The following is a 16,127-nucleotide window of genomic DNA, read 5'->3' as shown; positions in this document are numbered from 1 at the left end:
AGCAGCGCCGGCGACAGCGGGATCGGGCGGAACGCAGGCTCTTCGCCGCCGCTCAGGCCGGCAAGCGCGGACGGGCCGCTCAGCGGCGTGAGCAGGTGGGTCTCGCCGTCGAGGATGGTGCGCCCCCGCTCGGACAGGGCGAGCTCCAGGAACGCGCGGGCGGCAGCGGCGTTGCGGGCCTCGCGCGGAATATAGCCGGCGCGCGCCAGCACCAGAGTGTAGTCCGTGGGCAGGACGACGCCGATGCGGTCGTCTTTCGCTGCGCGCGAGCGGGCATAGGAGCCCAGCACGTTGTAGCCCACAAAGGCGCGTCCGTCGGCCACCCGGTCGATCACCTCCGAGCTGCAGCAGAAGGTGGCGACGCTGTTGCGGCCAAAGCCCTCGATCAGCCGTCCCCAGGTGCTGGCCTCGGTCGAATCCTGGAAGGCGAAGAGGTAGCCCACGCCGGATTCCTCGATGTCGTAGGTGGCGATGCGGCCGTTCAGCGCGCCCGACTGCCGCATCAGGTCGATGAGGTCGAAGCGGCTGCGGGGCGGGCCGTCGGCGGCGAAGGCCGCTTTGTTGTAGACCATCACGGCGGGCTCGTAGGTGAGCCCGATCAGCTCCCCGCGCCACTGCGCCCAGGCCGGCAGGCTGGAGAGCACCGGCCCGCCGATCTCGCGGGCGCAGCCGCCATTGACCAGCCGCACCTGCTGGGCGATCGAGGAGGAGATCACCAGATCGGCGAAGAATTTGCGGTCGGCGCAGGCGCGCGAGACGCTGGCGTCGAGACTGTTGGACGTGTCCTCGACATAGGTGACGGAGACGCCGGGATGGATCTGCTGGAACGCCGAAATCAGCGGCTGCATGAAATCGATGTCGGTGACGCTGGCGATGACCAGTTCGCCGGCCTCGCCGTCGCCCGCCGCGAACCTTGTGACGGTTTCCTCGGCTGTCGCGCGACCGCCAAGGATGAGGAGGATCGCGGCCGCCGCCGCCAGGCGCCTTGAAAGAATCATGCTGCGGTCTCCGCCTTGGCTGACACAGGGGCGGGTTCGGCCAGCGGCAGTTCGACGCCGACCCAGAAGCCCGAGGCCGCATCCGCCGCGGTGCGGATCGCGCCCTGATGGAAGCCGGCGACTTCGGCCACGATCGCCAGGCCGAGCCCGGCGCTCTGCGGATTGGCGGCGTCACGGGCGAAGCGCTCGCCGATCCGCTGCAACTGGCCGGCGCTCATGCCGGGGCCGGAATCATGCGCCGCGATCAGCGCCTTGGTGTCCGCGGTCAGGCTCACGCGCAGCACCACCGGCGGCTTGCCGTGCGCCAATGCGTTGGTGATCAGGTTGCGCGCGGCTTCGCGCAGGCTGAAGGCGTCGCCCGTCACCATCACCGGGTCGGAGGGCAGATCGAGTTCGATGCCGTCGGCGCCGCCGGTGCGGCGCGCCTCGCGCTCGGCCTCCACCGCCACGCGCCTCAGGTCGATCCGCTCGAGCGTCGCCGAATCGGCGCGATGCGTCACCAGCGCGTGCGACAGGAGTTGGTCGGTCAGCCGGCTCACGCCGATGGCCCGGTCGCGGATGCGCCGCTGCAGGGTCCTGAGCTTGCGCGGATCCTCCTCCTCCATGGCGAGTTCGGTCTGGGCGCGCAACGCGGTGATCGGCGTGCGCATCTGGTGCGCCGCGTCGGCGACGAAATCCTGCATGGCGCCGACTCGCTTGTCGAGCCGGGCCATGAAGCGGTTGATGGCGGCCACCAGCGCCTCGACCTCGCGCGGGGTCGTCGTCGAGAAGGGGGTGAGGTCCTTGGGGTCGCGGGCGAGGATGGCGCGCTCGACGCGCCGGAGCGGGCTCAGCGCCAGGTGCATGGCCAGCAGCGCCAGCGCCAGGGTGATGGCGCCGGCAATGATCACGCCGATGACGGCCCGGGCAACGATCTCGTTGGCGAGTTCGGAGCGGGCGCGGAGCGTCTGCGCGACGATGACGGTGATCGGCCCGCGCACCGCGCGTTCCGCCAGGAACCGCTGCATGCGGATCGCGCGCACCGCTTCGCCGGAAAACTCGGTGTCATAGAGGAGCGGTGCGGCGGTGGCGCCCCGGGCGTCGGGCAGGGGAAAGCTCTCGTCGCCGGTAAGCGTCTCGCCGCCCGGGCCGATGATGCGGTAGAAGATCCGGTCCTCCGATGCCAGCGACAGCAGGCCGAAGGCCGAGAGCGGAATGTCGATGACCGTCTCGCCTTCCTCGACGCTGATGCGCTCGGCGATCTGCAGGGCGGCGCCGGTCAGGAGCCGGTCGAAGGCGCGGGTGGCCGCGGTCTGGCCGTAGCTCAGCGCCGCGGCCAGCGTCCCCGCCGCCGCGATGGTGAGCAGCAGGGTCAGCAGCAGCGTCAGCCGCCAGGCGATGGAGCGGGAGCGGCCGCCGACGAGGTCCGGCAGGGAGACGCTCACGGGGCGACCGTGCCGGGGGTCGTGGCCTGCGCCTGGTAGCCCAGGCCGCGCAGGGTCCGGATCTCGAGGCCGGCGCCGGCGAGCTTGCGGCGCAGCCGGCCGACATAAAGCTCGATGGCGTTGGGCCCGGCGTCGGTGTCCATGCCGAACAGCCGCATCACCAGCTCGTCCTTCTCCAGCACCCGGCCCTTGTTGATGAGGAAGATCTCCAGCAGAAGCTGCTCGCGCGGGGTCAGTTGCAGCGCCTCGCCGGCCACGGTCGCCCGGCGCGTGGCCATGTCGAAATCGAGATTGCCGGCCGACAGCGTCGCGCCCGCCTCGCCGGTGCGGCGCCGCACGATGGCCCGCACCCGGGCTTCGAGTTCGCCGAGGTCGAAGGGCTTGACCATGTAGTCGTCGGCGCCGAAATCGAGCGCGCCGATCTTGTCGTCGATGGCGAGCCGCGCCGTCAGGACCAGCACCGGCACGGCGTCCTTGCGCTGCCGCAGCCACCGCAGGAAATCCAGCCCGGAGCCGTCGGGCAGGTTGATGTCGAGGATCACCAGATCATAGGCCGAGGTGGCGGCGAAATGCCTTGCGTCTTCGAGCGAGGCCGCGCGGTCGCAGGCATGCCCGCCGCGCCCCAGCCGCTCGGTGATGGCTTCGGCGACGTCGGCGGTGTCCTCGACGACCAGAAAATGCATGGGCAACTCCTCCCGTCCCCAAACATCGGGCTGACAGCTTGTTGACAGCTTTTTGCGCTAGCATAGCCACCATTCCGCCTTTGAGGAAAGGCGGCTTGATCATTGTGGAGGAAATCATGAAGAATTTTGTCACGCGGCTTGCCGCGACCGCTGTTGCCGTCGTGTCGCTCACGGCCGCATCCCACGCCTTCGATCCGGGCGCGACCGAGTGTATCGCGCCGGCCAATCCCGGCGGCGGCTGGGACTTCACCTGCCGCCAGGTCGGCAAGGCGCTGCAGGACCTCAAGCTCATCCCCGGCACCATGCAGGTCGTCAACATGGCCGGCGGCGGCGGCGGCGTCGCCTATGCCGAAGTCATCAACAAGCGCAATGACGCGGGCAACCTGATCGTTGCGGCCTCCTCGGCCACCTCGACCCGGCTCGCCCAGGGCGCGTTCCCGGGCAACACCATGGACCAGGTGCGCTGGCTGGCCGCCGTCGGCGCGGATTACGGCATCGTCGCCGTCGCCAAGGATTCGCCCATCAACACGCTGCCCGAGCTCATGGACATGATCAAGAAGGATCCGTCCTCGGTCTCCATCGCCGGCGGCTCCGCGGTCGGCGGCTGGGATCACCTCAAGGTGCTGATCGCCGCCAAGAAGGCCGGCATCGACGATGTCCGCACCATCAAGTATGTCGCCTTCGACGGCGGCGGCGAGGCGGTCACCCAGCTCCTCGGCGGCTCGGTCCAGGCCTTCACCGGCGACGCGTCGGAAGCCAAGGGCTTCGTCGATTCGGGCGACATCAAGGTGCTCGCCGTGCTCGCGCCCGAGCGTCTGGAAGGCGATTTCGCCTCATTCCCGACCGCCCGCGAGCAGGGCATCGACGCGATCGGCGCCAACTGGCGCGGGTTCTACGGCCCCGGCGGCATGTCGGACGAGGCCTATGACTACTGGGTCAACGCCATCGGTACGGTCTATGACAGCGCCGAGTGGAAGGACGTGATGGCCCAGAACGGCATCGCCCCGCTCGACCTGCGCGGCGCCGAGTTCCAGGCCTTCGTGGCCGAATCGGTCGCCTCGATCGAGGCAATCTCCAAGGAAATCGGGCTGATCCAGTAATCCTGATCCGCCGTCTCGTCTCCGCCCGCCCGCGGGCGGAGACTTTGCCTTTCCGGCGGGAGCCGGACCATTGAGGGGGAGCGCGATGAGCGACCGGATATTGGGAGGCCTGGGCCTCCTGTTGGCAGTATTTTTCATCTGGCAGGCGACGCTGATCAAGGAAAGCTTCATTTCCGATCCCGTCGGTCCCAAGACATTCCCGATCATCATCGGGGTGCTGGTCGGCCTGTCGAGCCTGGCGATCTTCCTGAAGCCCGACGAAGAGCCGGAATGGCCCGAGTTCGCACGGCTGTTCGAGGTGGGGCTGACCATCGCGGTGATGATCGCCTATGCCTATGCGCTGCCGACGGCGGGCTTCGTCGTCTCCACGGCGGTTGCCGCGAGCTACCTGTCCTGGCGGCTGGGAACGCCGCCGGTCAAGGCGGCCATCGCCGGGATCGTCATCTCCGTCGGCATCTATGTCGTTTTCCATCTTATCCTGGGCCTGTCGCTTGCGCGCGGCCCCTGGGGCTTCTGAGGCAGGGTCATGGACACATTAAACGCACTCGCAGACGGATTCTCCATCGCGCTCACGTTCCAGAACCTGGGCCTGGCGCTGATCGGCTGTTTTCTCGGCACCATCATCGGCGCGCTGCCGGGGCTTGGGCCGTCGAACGGCGTGGCGATCCTCATCCCGCTCGCCTTCACCCTCGGCCTGCCGGCGACGCCGGCGCTGATCCTGCTCACCAGCGTCTATTACGGCGCCATGTATGGCGGCCGCATCTCCTCGATCCTGCTCAACATTCCCGGCGACGAGCCGGCGCTGATGACCACGCTCGATGGCTACCCGATGGCCAAGAAGGGCATGGCCGGCGAGGCGCTGGCGCTGTCGGGCATCGCCTCCTTCGTCGGCGCCTTCTTCGCCACCTGGGGCCTGGTGTTCCTGGCGCCGCAACTGGTCAAGGTGGCGCTGCTGTTCGGCCCGGCCGAGTATTTCGCCCTGTTCGCGCTGGCCTTCGCCACGCTCGGCGGCATCGCCAGCCGCAACCAGGCCAAGGCCGCGCTGGCCGCGGGCCTCGGCCTCGGCATCGCCATGATCGGGGTGGACGGCCAGACCGGCGTGCCGCGCTTCTCCTTCGGCGAGGTGCATCTCTATGACGGCATCGATTTCCTGGTGGCGATCGTCGGCCTGTTCGCGCTGTCGGAAGTGTTCATCTTCCTCGAGCACCGCGGCACCACCAAGGCCACGGGCGACGCCTCGGGCATCAAGCTCGGCCGTCTGATGCCGCCGATGTCGATGCTCAAGCAGACGGCGCCGACCATGGCCCGGGGCACGGTTCTGGGCTTCATCGCCGGCGTGCTGCCGGGCGCGGGTGCCTCGCTCGGCTCGTTCATCGCCTATTCGGTGGAAAAGCGGCTGGTCGACAAGCACAACACCTTCGGCACAGGCGATCCGCGCGGGGTGGCCGCGCCCGAGGCCGGCAACAACGCCGCCGCCGGCGGCGCGCTGGTGCCGATGCTGGCGCTCGGCGTGCCGGGATCAGGCACCACGGCGGTGCTGCTCGCCATGCTGCTCGCGCTCAACATCACGCCGGGGCCGCTTCTGTTCACCAACAACCCGGATGTGGTCTGGGGGCTGATCGCGGCGCTGTTCATCGGCAATATCATGCTGCTGGTGATGAACATTCCGATGGTCAGCCTGTTCGTCCGCGTGCTGCTCGTGCCGCCGCGTTACCTGATGCCGGCGGTGGCGATGATCTCCTTCGTCGGCATCTACGGCATCTCCGGCTCGACCTTCGACCTGATGGTGATGGTGGGCTTCGGCGTGCTCGGCTGGCTGTTGCGCAAGCTCGACGTGCCGCTGGTGCCGGTCATCCTCGGCGTGCTCCTGGGCAACCAGATGGAGGCCAACATGCGCCGCGCCATGACCATCTCGGACGGCGACTGGAGCGCGCTGGTTTCGTCGCCGCTGGCGATCGGGCTGTGGGCGTTCGCCTTCTTCGGCTTCATCCTGCCGATCATCGGCGGCCGCTTCTTCCGGTCCAAGCTGCCGCGCGCCGACAGCGAGGCGGATCCGGATTGACGACGGAGCGGCTGGCAAGGCCGGGGATCACCGACTAGGCTGCCCGCCGCGGGCCCGATCCCGCGGCGGGCATGTCTTCGACCACGCGTGAAAGGGAGTTCAACAGGATGGCCAAGGGTTCCTGGCAGGCCCCGGTGATCACCTTCTGCATCGGCGTCCTGGGCGCCGCGCTGACCTATGCGGCGGGCTTCCCCGCGCCGTTCCTCACCGGCCCGGCGATTGCCGTGACGCTCGTCGGCCTCGCCGGGGTCAGGACCGCGGCGCTGCCGCAGCGGGCGCGCGACGCGGTGTTCGTCATTCTCGGCTTGAGCATCGGGCAGGGCGTCACGCCGGAGGTGTTCGGCGCCATGCGCACCTGGCCGGTGACGCTTGCCGCGCTGGCCGCAAGCCTGTTCGCCATCGTCTTCGTGACCCGGGCGGTGCTGATGCGGTTCTGGGCGATGGATCCGCTGACCGCGTTCCTCTCCTCCTCGCCCGGGCATCTGAGCTATGTGCTGGGACTGAGCGAGGGGGTGAAGGCCGATCTCAAGACGGTCAGCATCGTCCAGTCGATCCGCGTGCTGGCGCTGACGCTGCTGGTGCCGGTCGCCGTCACGCTGGCCGGGCAGATCCCCGACCAGGCCGCCGCCGCCGCGCGGCCCGAAACCGCGGCGCTCCCACTCATCGCCATGATCCTCGCCGGTGCCGTCGCGGGCTACCTGCTGCAGCGCCTCAGGATACCCGCGGCCTTCCTGATCGGCGGCATGCTGGTCTCGATCGTCGCCCATGTCACCGGGCTGGTCAGCGGCGTGATGTGGTACTGGCTGGCGGCGGCGGCCTTCGTCGCGCTCGGCGGGCTGATCGGATCGCGCTTCTCGGGCGTCACCTGGCTCGAGCTGCGCCGGGCCTTCAGCGCCGGGATCATGGTCACGGTGCTCGGCGTCATCCTCGCCGGCGCTTTCGCGCTCGTCGCCCACCTGATCACCGGCATGGACCTGATCGCCATCCTGATCGCCTTCGCGCCGGGCGGGCTCGAGACCATGGCGGCGATGTCGGTGATTCTCGGCATCGACCCGACCTTCGTCGCGTCCCACCACGTGGCGCGCCTGCTGATGCTGACGGCGATCGTGCCGGTGTTCCTGCTGCGCGGCCGGCGCGATTGATCGCGTTCGGACGCTTTTTCCTGTATGCGGCATTTTATTGGGACGCCGCCTGCACTATGTGGGGGTTTCCGAAACGACAAAGTGCGGAGTGCGATGTGAGCGTTACCAAGGAAGATGTCCTGGCCAAGCTGAAATCGGTCAAGGGGCCGGATCTCGAGGGCAATATCGTCGATCTCGGCCTCGTCTCCGAGATCTTCATCGCCGACGCCAAGGTCTATTTCTCGCTGACGGTTCCCGCCGCGCGCGCCCAGGAGCTTGAACCTCTGCGCGAGGCCGCCGAGCGGGCGGCCAAGACCATCCCCGGCGTCCAGGGCGCCATGGTGGCGCTGACGGCGAGCCGCGAACCCGGATCGTCTCCTGCCGCGCCGCCCCGGCCGGCGCCCCCGCGTGCAGCGCCTGCCCATTATCATTCGCATGCGCCCGCGCAACCGGCGCAGCCGCAGGGCCGGGCCAAGATCGGCGTTCCCGGGATCACCACCATCATCGCGGTGGCCTCCGGCAAAGGCGGCGTCGGCAAGTCGACGACGGCGGTCAACCTGGCACTCGGGCTGCAGGCGACGGGATGGAAGGTGGGCGTGCTCGACGCCGACATCTACGGCCCGTCGATGCCGCGGCTCCTGGGCATTTCCGGACGGCCGGAACAGCTCGAGGGCCGGATGCTCAAGCCCATGGAGAATTACGGGCTCAAGGTCATGTCGATGGGCTTCATGGTCGAGGAAGACACGCCGATGATCTGGCGCGGCCCGATGGTGATGTCGGCGCTCAACCAGATGCTGCGCGAAGTGGCCTGGGGCGAGCTCGACGTGCTGGTGGTCGACATGCCGCCCGGCACCGGCGACGCGCAGCTCACCATGGCGCAGAACGTGCCGCTCGCGGGCGCGGTGATCGTGTCGACGCCGCAGGATCTGGCGCTGATCGACGCCCGCAAGGGCCTCAACATGTTCAACAAGGTCAATGTGCCGGTGCTCGGCATCGTCGAGAACATGAGCTATTTCATCTGCCCCGATTGCGGCGGCCGCCACGATATCTTCGGCCATGGCGGCGCCCGCGACGAGGCCACCCGCATCGGGGCGCCGTTCCTGGGCGAGGTGCCCCTGGCGATGCCGATCCGCGAGACGTCCGATGCGGGGCGTCCGGTGGTGGCCACGGCCCCGGACGGGCCGCACGCCAAGGTCTATCTCGAGATCGCGGCCAGGGTCCGCGCCCGCCTGGAAGAGCTTTCCGGAGACGGGGCGCGGACGATGCCGGACATCGTCTTCGAATAGGCGCGGATCAGGCGTCCCGGCTCAGCGTCGCGAAGAGGCCGAGCAGGGCCTTGTCGCGCGCGTCGTCCTGGGGTTCGTGCTGCGACGAGGTGCAGGCGATCACGGTGCCGGTGTCCGGGTCGCAATAGAGGAACTGGCCGTGGATGCCTGCGGCGAGGAAGGCGTTCGAGCCGCCGCCCACCTGATACCAGTTGTTGCGGTAGCGGCCATGGGTGAGAAACACCGCCTGCGAGCCGCGGGCCCAGGCGTCTTCGTCGCCGTTTTGCCGCATGTCGGCGATCCAGCGCTCGGAGACGATCCGGCGCCCCTGCGCCATGCCGCCGTCGACCAGCATCTGGCCGAGCGCCAGCAAATCGTGCGGACGGCAGGAGACGCCGCCGGCGGTGCGCGGCGCGCCCTCGGGGTCGACCGTGATGAAGGCGTCGGCGGTGGCGCCGAGCGGCCGCCAGAGCAGCCTCGAGCACAGGTCCGGGAAGCGCTCGCCGGTCAGCCGTTCGAGCACGATGCCGAGCATGTCGGAATTGGGCGAGAGATAGGTGTGCAGGCCGCCATGCGCGTGCGCCGCCTTCTGCAGGCCGCACAGGAAGGCGAGCATCGCCTGGTCCTTGCCCTCGGGCGAGGGCGGGTTCCAGGACATCGCCCGCCGGTAGCGGGCATAGGCTTCCTGGGAGAGGTAGGATTCGTCGAAATCGAGGCTCACGCGCATGTCGAGCAGTTGCTGCACCGTGGCGTCGGCATAGGCGCTTTTCGCCGCTTCGGGAACGATCGAGCCGACCGTGGCGGAAGGATCGAGCATGCCCTGGTCCTGAAGAAGGCCCGCCACCAGCGCGGTGATGGACTTGGAGATGGAAAACACCAGATGCGGGTCCTCGCGGTCGACGCCCGTCGCGTGCCACTCGCAGACGATCGATCCGTTTTTCGACACGATGAAGCTGTCCGCCTGGCTCAGGGTGAGCAGGTCCAGGACGCTGGCACTTGCACCCGGCGATGCCCGGCGCGACAATAGCTCCGGATTGTCAACGGGGGCGGGGAGTGCTGCGCCGCCGCCGGATCCGATCCGGGCGGAGCGCACCATCTCCGACACATGGCGGAAGGACCAGAAGCTGTAGGGGCGGGTGCGCCAGTTGGCGAGATCGATCTCCTCGCGCGGGAAACCGTTGACTGCCGAAAAACTGGTGATGCGTGTCATGCTTTACCTCGGTTTGGCGGCCCGGGATTGAGCCGCAAGAAAAACTTGAATGAAAGGGTTTCCTTTTTCTAGAAGCATTCTAAACTGGTAGGACTTCCGATTGGAAGCGCAGCCTGAGGACCGGAGCAAGAAAATGCGGTTGACACGTCAAACCAACTACGCGGTGCGCATCTTGATGTATTGCGCGGCCAATGATGCGCCGCTGAGCCGCATCGGCGACATCGCCAAGGCCTATTCGGTGTCCGAATTGTTCCTGTTCAAGATCCTGCAGCCATTGACGAAATCCGGCCTGATCGAATCGGTGCGCGGGCGCAATGGCGGCATCAGGCTCGGCCGCGCCGCCGACAGGATCACGCTGCTCGACGTGGTCAAGGTGACCGAGGACGGCTTCGCCATGGCCGAATGCTTCGAGAACGACGCGACCGAATGCCCGCTGGTTGATTCGTGCGGATTGAACGCGGCGCTGCGCAAGGCGCTGGGCGCCTTCTTCGACGTGCTGTCGACTTATTCGATCGACGACCTGGTCAAGGCGCGGCCCTCGATCAACTTCCTGCTCGGCCTCGAGGAAAAGCCCGCCGCCTAGAGCTCCAGGCCGGCCCTGCGGCCGTCATAGATGGCATAGGGCGCCTGCCGCGGCGCGGCGCCGTCGCCGATTTCCCTGAACTGCACGCCGCGCTCAAGAAGCGCCAGCGCCAGAGAGTTCTCCGCCCGGTTGGCGGTGGCGAAGACCAGCGTATCGGCCGCGACCTCGGTTTCACCGCCGTCCAGGAACGACTGCACGGTGACGGATGTCCCCGACCAGCCTGTGATCGCGCTTTCGACGATGAACCTGACGCCGAGCCCGGCCAGCGTCCGGCGCAGCGGAAAGTCGGCCGTGGTGCGCTGCAGCTCCTTGCCGACCATCGGGTCGGGCGTCACCAGCGTCACCTCGTGGCCGTCCTCGGCGAGCTTCCAGGCGGTGCCGCAGCCCTTCCAGTTGCCGCCCTCGTCGAGCACGATGACCCGCTTGCCCGGCCTTGCCTGCCGCGCCATGATCTCTTCGGTCGAATGCACGCCGCCGTTTTCGAGGCCGGGGAGGGTGACGAGATGCGGCATCGCCTTCTGGAACCCGGTTTCGGGCGGCAGCGAGCCGGTGGCGAGGATGATCTCGTCGGCGGCTTCGGCGATCACCTCGTCGGCGTCCAGATAGGCGTTGAGCCGGATCTCGACCTGCAGCTTCATCAACTGCCGTTCGTACCAGTCGATCAGATCGGTGATCTGGGCGCGGCGCGGCTGCAGGCCCGCCAGCCGGTACGCGCCGCCGAGCTGGCTCGAGGCTTCGGCCAGCACCACCCGGTGGCCGCGCTCGGCGCTGACGCGGGCGGCCTCGAGCCCCGCCGGCCCGCCGCCCACCACCAGCACGGATTTGCGCCTGGGGGCAGGGGTGAAGCGGTCGCCGCCCCATTCGGCCTCGCGGCCGGTGGAGGGATTGACCACGCAGGAGATCCAGTAGTCGCGCGAGCGCCGGCCCCAGCACATCTGGTTGCAGGACAGGCAGCCGCGGATGTCCTCGGCGCGACCCTCGCGCGCCTTGTTGGCGAGGTGCGGATCGGCGATCTGGCCGCGCACGATCGACACCAGGTCGGCCTGTCCCTGGCCGAGCACGGTCTCACCGTTGTCGGGCGTGCGGATATGGCTTTCGGCGGTGACCAGCGCATGCCGGACCACGCCCTTGAGCGTGGCCGCCAGATCCGCGCCGAGCTTCTCGGGATAGAGGAAGGTCGGCATCAGCTTGTAGAAGTCGAAATAGCTGCCCGAGCCGCAGGTGACATAGTCGATCATCTCAGCCCGGTCGTGGCGCTCGATGATCTCGGCGATCGCCTCGCGCTGCAGCGCCACCTGGACGTCGGGCTCGTCGTTGACGGCGAGGCCGATGATGAAATCCTCGCCGCAGGTCTTGCGGATGCGGGCGAGGATCTCGCGGGAGAAGCGGGTGCGGTTCTCGAGGCTGCCGCCCCATCTGTCGTCGCGGTGGTTCGACCAGGGCGTCCAGAACTGGTCGACCAGGCCGTGATAGGCGGCCCAGATCTCGACCCCGTCGAAGCCTGCGTCCCGGCAGCGCCGCGCCGCCTCGACGAAGCCGGTGATGGTTTCCTCGATCTCCGCCTCGGTCATCGCGTGCGAGCCGTCGCTGTCGTGGTAGCTCGGCATGCCCGAGGGCGACCAGGCGGGATGGAAGGCGTTGTCCTGATCGCCGTGGCTGCCGATGTGGTAGAGCTGCTGGATGGCGACCGCGCCGTGCTCCTTGATGGCATCGGTGACCTTGCGGAAATGCGGGATCACCGCGTCGTCGCCGTGGCGGAAATTGCCGCGCGTAAGCACCGCGGCCGCATGCACCGGCATCGGCTCGACCACCACCATCGCCGCCCCGCCCAGGGCGCGCTCCGCGTAATAGGCGGCATGGCGCTCGGTGGGCAGGCCCCCGACCGCCATGTTGGTGGTGTGGGCGCCGAAGACGATGCGGTTGCGCAAGACGTGGCCGCGCAGATCGACCGGCGAGAACAATCTGGTGAAGCGACGCGCGGTCATCGATGACCCTCCCTGGACAAGCATGCGGAGCCCGATCCTATCAGCAAACAGCTCCAGCGCTGTGCAGGCTGCGAAGCGGTCTGGTCTCCTTGCGCAGGGGCCTTCGCCGGACCGGGGATGCCGGAAACTTTGCCGCCTTGCGGGGTTGTAAGGCAAAAGCGGCTGTTTTAAACGATTAGAAACCGCAGGCGCCGCTCGGCGCGACCCGTCCGAAAGGGAGTCCCCCGTGAGCAAGACGACATCGCAGAACTGGTGGCGCGGCTGCGTCATCTACCAGGTCTATCCGCGCTCCTACCAGGACACGTCCGGCGACGGCGTCGGCGACCTCCGCGGCATCATCAGGCGGCTCGACCACATCGCCTCGCTCGGCGTCGACGCCATCTGGCTGTCGCCCTTCTTCAAGTCGCCGATGGCCGATTTCGGCTACGACGTGTCGGATTATTGCGATATCGACCCGATGTTCGGCATGTTGTCCGATTTCGACGAACTGATCGAGAAGGCCCATGCGAAGGGGCTCAAGATCATCATCGACCAGGTGATCTCGCATTCCTCCGACCAGCATGCCTGGTTCAAGGAGAGCCGGTCGAGCCGCGACAACGCCAAAGCCGACTGGTACATCTGGGCCGATCCCAAGCCCGACGGTACCGCGCCCAACAACTGGCTGTCGATCTTCGGCGGTCCGGCCTGGGAGTGGGACAGCACGCGGCGCCAGTACTACATGCACAATTTCCTGGCCTCGCAGCCGGACATCAATTTCCACAATGAAGATGCGCAGAACGCCATCCTCGACACCGTCCGCTTCTGGCTCGACCGGGGCGTCGACGGGTTCCGGCTCGACACGGTGAACTTCTATTTCCATGACGCCGAACTGCGCGACAACCCGCCGCTGGCGCTGTCGGCGGAGGACGGCAACTTCATGGGCGTGGACGCGCCCGACACCAATCCCTACGGCTTCCAGGACCATCTCTACGACAAGTCCCAACCCGAGAACATCGTCTTCCTGCAGCGGCTGCGCGCCCTGCTCGACGAGTATGAGGGGCGCACCACCGTGGGCGAAGTGGGCGACGGCCGCCGCTCGCTCAAGACGGCCGCCGCCTACACCAATGGCGGCGACAAGCTGCACATGTGCTACACTTTCGACATGCTCGGCGCGGAGTTTTCCGCCGAACATTTCCGCCGCAGCATCGCCAATTTCCAGTCGGTGGTGCAGGACGGCTGGGTCTGCTGGTCGTTTTCCAACCACGACGTTGAACGCCATGTCTCGCGATGGACCCAGGCCGGCGACGATCCGCGGCAGATGGCCCGCTTCGCCATCACTCTGCTCACCTCGTTCCGCGGCTCGATCTGCCTCTACCAGGGCGAGGAGCTGGGACTGGAGGAGGCCGAGCTCGCCTTCGAGGATCTCACCGATCCCTATGGCATCAGGTTCTGGCCGGCCTACAAGGGCCGCGACGGATGCCGCACGCCGATGGTGTGGGACCGCAATGCGCCCAATGCCGGGTTCTCGGACGCGCCGCGGACCTGGCTGCCGATCCCGGACAGCCATCGCCAGCATGCGGTGGAGCAGCAGGAGCATCTGAGCGGCTCGATCCTCGGCCACTACCGTCACATGCTGGAGTTCCGCCGGTCGCACCAAAGCCTGATCGACGGCGAGATGGTCTTCCTGGAGACCAATGGCGACCTGCTGGCCTTCACCCGCGGCGCGGGCAACGAGCGGTTCCTGTTCGTCTTCAACCTGGCCCGCACCGGGGTCGAGTGGACGGCACCGTCGGACCTGGAGATCGCCGAGATGGTCCGCCTGCCGGGCTTCGCGCCCGGGCATGACGGCCGCACGGTGCATCTGGCCGGTCTCGACGCCTTCTGCGCCCGGCTCGCCTGAGCGCGTTCGCGAAGGTCCGGGCAGTCCCATTTGGGAGTAGGAAAAGCCCTTCGCCGATGGAATCATGTCGGGACAGATCCGGGAAAGCCGGCTGACGGACGGCGAGGCTCCGGCGCCTCGCCCGACCGGGATTTGTCTTGGTCTGGGAAGCAAGGCCGCGGCTTGCCGGCGCCTGCCGCCATCGAACATCGAAGGATGCGAACATGCGATCACCCTCGGTCCCGAAATCCCGTTACCTGTCGGTCCTGGCGACCTCCGTCCTCGTGCTTGTCGCATTGGGCGTGGCGAGTTGCGAAGCGCCCAAAAACCGGTTCGACTACGATGACGACGGGACGCCGAAGAAGAAGCCCAAATACCCCAAATGCGCGACATTGCAGCAGCCTGGCGGAAATGTGGTGGTCACGGCGCTGGAAGCGCTGGGAAGCTTCGCCTTCATCACGCCCGCTTCCGCCTCCACGGCGATCGAGGAGGATCTGCCGCTGTTGCCGCGCGGCGATGCGATCCTGATGGCCGGAGATTCGGGCGGCGGCGGCGAGCTGATCCGTAACCCCTGCCTGTGACGCGCGACGGCGCGGGTCATAATCCTGACGGGATCTAGACCTTCATGGAACCGACCAGGAGGACCAGTTCCGCCTGGCGCGAGACGCCGATCTTCGTCTGCGCCGCCTTGAAGTAGTTTCGCGCCGTCCCGATTCCGATTCCCAGCGTCGCGGCCGACTGGGCGAGGCTGACGCCCAGTCCCACCAGGGCTGCGATCCGCGCCTCGGCATTGGTCAGGCCGAAGGATTCCCTCAGGCTCGCCACCAGGGCGTCGGGCGGCCAACCGGGCCGCTCCCAGAGCGTCGCCACCGCCATCGCCGCGGTGGCGCCGAAGACATCGTGGGCGCTTCCCACAACCGGAAAGGTCTTGAAGATCACGCGCCGGTCCGAACCGGGCTCGCCCAGCACGACGCAGGCCACGCGCGGGGGCACGCCGAGCGGCGCGGCAATCGCCCGGGCCAGGCGGTTGGTGTCGTCGCGCGACAGCGCCGAGAGCTGGCCTCGGCTCAGATCGAGGAAATCGCCGATCAGCCTGCCGGCCAGCGGATTGAAGTCGATCACCCGTCCGCGGACATCGAATTCGAACAGCGCCTCGCCGCGTCCGTCGAAGACGGAGTTCTTGCCGCGCTGCTCGGCTTGCAGGATGGTCCTCGAGATCGCCGCGGCCATGCGGATCGTCGGCAGGCAGGCGTTGATCGCGCGGATTTCGGCGCGGGAGTAATGCTCCTGTCTCACCGAGCGCTTCAGGCTCAGATAGAGGTCGCCGACGCGGGAGGAGGTGTCGATGCGGGCGCAGGCGTGCCAGCGCACGTCCCTGGGCCGCAGGAATTCCTCGTAGAACGCGTCGCGGCCAATCTCGTCCGGCGTGAACTGGTCGAAGTCGGTCACGAAGCCGTCGCCGAGACCCGGGCTGACCCGTGCGATCCTGGGGTCCGGGGGCGCCTGGCCGGCGAGATAGTCGGCCACGGAGGAGGCCAGCGAGTCGGTCGACAGCACGAACTCGTTGTGCAGGCGGGATTTCAGCACGTCGCGCGGCTGGTAGCGCACCAGCGTCGCGCCCTTGGCTCCCGCGGCCTCGGAATAGGTCGACAGGGCTTCGCGCCAGTCGGAGCCGAGCAGCGCCGCCTCCAGCAGCCCGTTTGAAGCCTCTGTCAAATCTGTCGCCATAGCCCCACCGGAACCGCCCGACCCGCAGAATTGCGCCATTTTAGCACAAGCCGGAGGGGGGCGATACTGTGCAGACCGGAGCACGACCGGAGGGCGGTCCCCGTCTCCGG

The 16,127-nt window shown here is 67.9% G+C and carries 14 protein-coding genes; 8 read left to right on the top strand and 6 right to left on the bottom strand.

What is annotated here, in order from left to right; translation table 11 throughout:
* The 3 genes from LL06_RS08455 to LL06_RS08445 all read right to left on the bottom strand — a co-directional run.
* Positions 1 to 998, bottom strand: a 998-nt coding sequence (locus tag LL06_RS08455; protein ID WP_035524901.1) for an extracellular solute-binding protein, incomplete at its 3' end; no start/stop codon positions are given.
* Positions 995 to 2,422 carry a sensor histidine kinase gene (locus LL06_RS08450; protein WP_052161319.1) on the bottom strand — a complete coding sequence of 476 codons (1,428 nt, stop codon included), beginning with the start codon at positions 2,420 to 2,422 and terminating at the stop codon, positions 995 to 997. The genes LL06_RS08455 and LL06_RS08450, both read right to left, overlap by 4 nt.
* Positions 2,419 to 3,105 carry a response regulator transcription factor gene (locus tag LL06_RS08445; protein WP_035524899.1) on the bottom strand — a complete coding sequence of 229 codons (687 nt, stop codon included), beginning with the start codon at positions 3,103 to 3,105 and terminating at the stop codon, positions 2,419 to 2,421. Before LL06_RS08445 ends, LL06_RS08450 begins: the two co-directional genes overlap by 4 nt.
* A 116-nt stretch (positions 3,106 to 3,221) precedes the next feature.
* On the opposite strand from LL06_RS08445, the gene LL06_RS08440 reads away from it, so the two are divergent.
* The 5 genes from LL06_RS08440 to LL06_RS08420 all read left to right on the top strand — a co-directional run bounded on the left by LL06_RS08440 (position 3,222) and on the right by LL06_RS08420 (position 8,674).
* Complete coding sequence (locus LL06_RS08440; protein WP_035524934.1) at positions 3,222 to 4,205, top strand: tripartite tricarboxylate transporter substrate-binding protein; 984 nt, start codon at positions 3,222 to 3,224, stop codon at positions 4,203 to 4,205.
* Between the two features lie 85 nt (positions 4,206 to 4,290).
* Positions 4,291 to 4,722 carry a tripartite tricarboxylate transporter TctB family protein gene (locus tag LL06_RS08435; RefSeq protein ID WP_035524897.1) on the top strand — a complete coding sequence of 144 codons (432 nt, stop codon included), beginning with the start codon at positions 4,291 to 4,293 and terminating at the stop codon, positions 4,720 to 4,722.
* 9 nt (positions 4,723 to 4,731) lie between these two features.
* A complete protein-coding gene (locus LL06_RS08430; RefSeq protein ID WP_035524895.1) occupies positions 4,732 to 6,267 on the top strand; it encodes a tripartite tricarboxylate transporter permease in 1,536 nt (511 codons plus the stop codon).
* 107 nt (positions 6,268 to 6,374) lie between these two features.
* Positions 6,375 to 7,409, top strand: a complete 1,035-nt coding sequence (locus tag LL06_RS08425; RefSeq protein ID WP_035524892.1) for an AbrB family transcriptional regulator — start codon at positions 6,375 to 6,377, stop codon at positions 7,407 to 7,409.
* 95 nt (positions 7,410 to 7,504) lie between these two features.
* Complete coding sequence (locus tag LL06_RS08420; protein WP_035524890.1) at positions 7,505 to 8,674, top strand: Mrp/NBP35 family ATP-binding protein; 1,170 nt, start codon at positions 7,505 to 7,507, stop codon at positions 8,672 to 8,674.
* Positions 8,675 to 8,681: 7 nt separating this feature from the next.
* Here LL06_RS08420 and LL06_RS08415 read toward each other — a convergent pair whose 3' ends face one another.
* Positions 8,682 to 9,863 carry a serine hydrolase gene (locus LL06_RS08415; RefSeq protein ID WP_035524887.1) on the bottom strand — a complete coding sequence of 394 codons (1,182 nt, stop codon included), beginning with the start codon at positions 9,861 to 9,863 and terminating at the stop codon, positions 8,682 to 8,684.
* Positions 9,864 to 9,996: 133 nt separating this feature from the next.
* Between LL06_RS08415 and rirA the strand changes: the two genes are divergently transcribed.
* A complete protein-coding gene (rirA, locus tag LL06_RS08410) occupies positions 9,997 to 10,446 on the top strand; it encodes an iron-responsive transcriptional regulator RirA (RefSeq protein WP_035524884.1) in 450 nt (149 codons plus the stop codon).
* Here rirA and LL06_RS08405 read toward each other — a convergent pair.
* Entirely contained in the window at positions 10,443 to 12,431 is a 1,989-nt protein-coding gene (locus LL06_RS08405; RefSeq protein ID WP_035524881.1) for an FAD-dependent oxidoreductase, read from the bottom strand. The genes rirA and LL06_RS08405 overlap by 4 nt on opposite strands.
* Positions 12,432 to 12,657: 226 nt before the next feature.
* On the opposite strand from LL06_RS08405, the gene LL06_RS08400 reads away from it, so the two are divergent.
* Together LL06_RS08400 and LL06_RS08395 are read left to right on the top strand one after the other, a co-directional pair.
* A complete protein-coding gene (locus LL06_RS08400) occupies positions 12,658 to 14,310 on the top strand; it encodes an alpha-glucosidase (RefSeq protein WP_035524879.1) in 1,653 nt (550 codons plus the stop codon).
* A 203-nt stretch (positions 14,311 to 14,513) separates the two neighbouring features.
* On the top strand, positions 14,514 to 14,870 hold the full coding sequence (locus LL06_RS08395; RefSeq protein WP_035524876.1) for a hypothetical protein: 357 nt from the start codon (positions 14,514 to 14,516) through the stop codon (positions 14,868 to 14,870).
* 34 nt (positions 14,871 to 14,904) lie between these two features.
* Here LL06_RS08395 and LL06_RS08390 read toward each other — a convergent pair whose 3' ends face one another.
* Positions 14,905 to 16,005 (bottom strand): helix-turn-helix transcriptional regulator, encoded by a 1,101-nt coding sequence (locus tag LL06_RS08390; RefSeq protein WP_035524873.1) that lies wholly within the window; start codon positions 16,003 to 16,005, stop codon positions 14,905 to 14,907.
* Positions 16,006 to 16,127: the final 122 nt, after the last annotated feature.

Origin of the sequence: Hoeflea sp. BAL378, assembly GCF_000759435.1 — a bacterium.
Classification (GTDB): Bacteria; Pseudomonadota; Alphaproteobacteria; order Rhizobiales; family Rhizobiaceae; genus Hoeflea.
Note: the sequence above shows the minus strand (reverse complement) of the source record. Positions and strands in the feature narration are given on the sequence as shown.

Bases quoted from the DNA above. Each gene is read 5' to 3' on its own strand.
- LL06_RS08415 (WP_035524887.1), bottom strand. From the start codon at position 9,863: ATGACACGCATCACCAGTTTTTCGGCAGTCAACGGTTTCCCGCGCGAG.
- rirA (WP_035524884.1), top strand. From the start codon at position 9,997: ATGCGGTTGACACGTCAAACCAACTACGCGGTGCGCATCTTGATGTAT.
- LL06_RS08395 (WP_035524876.1), top strand. From the start codon at position 14,514: ATGCGATCACCCTCGGTCCCGAAATCCCGTTACCTGTCGGTCCTGGCG.
- LL06_RS08430 (WP_035524895.1), top strand. From the start codon at position 4,732: ATGGACACATTAAACGCACTCGCAGACGGATTCTCCATCGCGCTCACG.
- LL06_RS08440 (WP_035524934.1), top strand. From the start codon at position 3,222: ATGAAGAATTTTGTCACGCGGCTTGCCGCGACCGCTGTTGCCGTCGTG.
- LL06_RS08435 (WP_035524897.1), top strand. From the start codon at position 4,291: ATGAGCGACCGGATATTGGGAGGCCTGGGCCTCCTGTTGGCAGTATTT.
- LL06_RS08405 (WP_035524881.1), bottom strand. From the start codon at position 12,431: ATGACCGCGCGTCGCTTCACCAGATTGTTCTCGCCGGTCGATCTGCGC.
- LL06_RS08425 (WP_035524892.1), top strand. From the start codon at position 6,375: ATGGCCAAGGGTTCCTGGCAGGCCCCGGTGATCACCTTCTGCATCGGC.
- LL06_RS08445 (WP_035524899.1), bottom strand. From the start codon at position 3,105: ATGCATTTTCTGGTCGTCGAGGACACCGCCGACGTCGCCGAAGCCATC.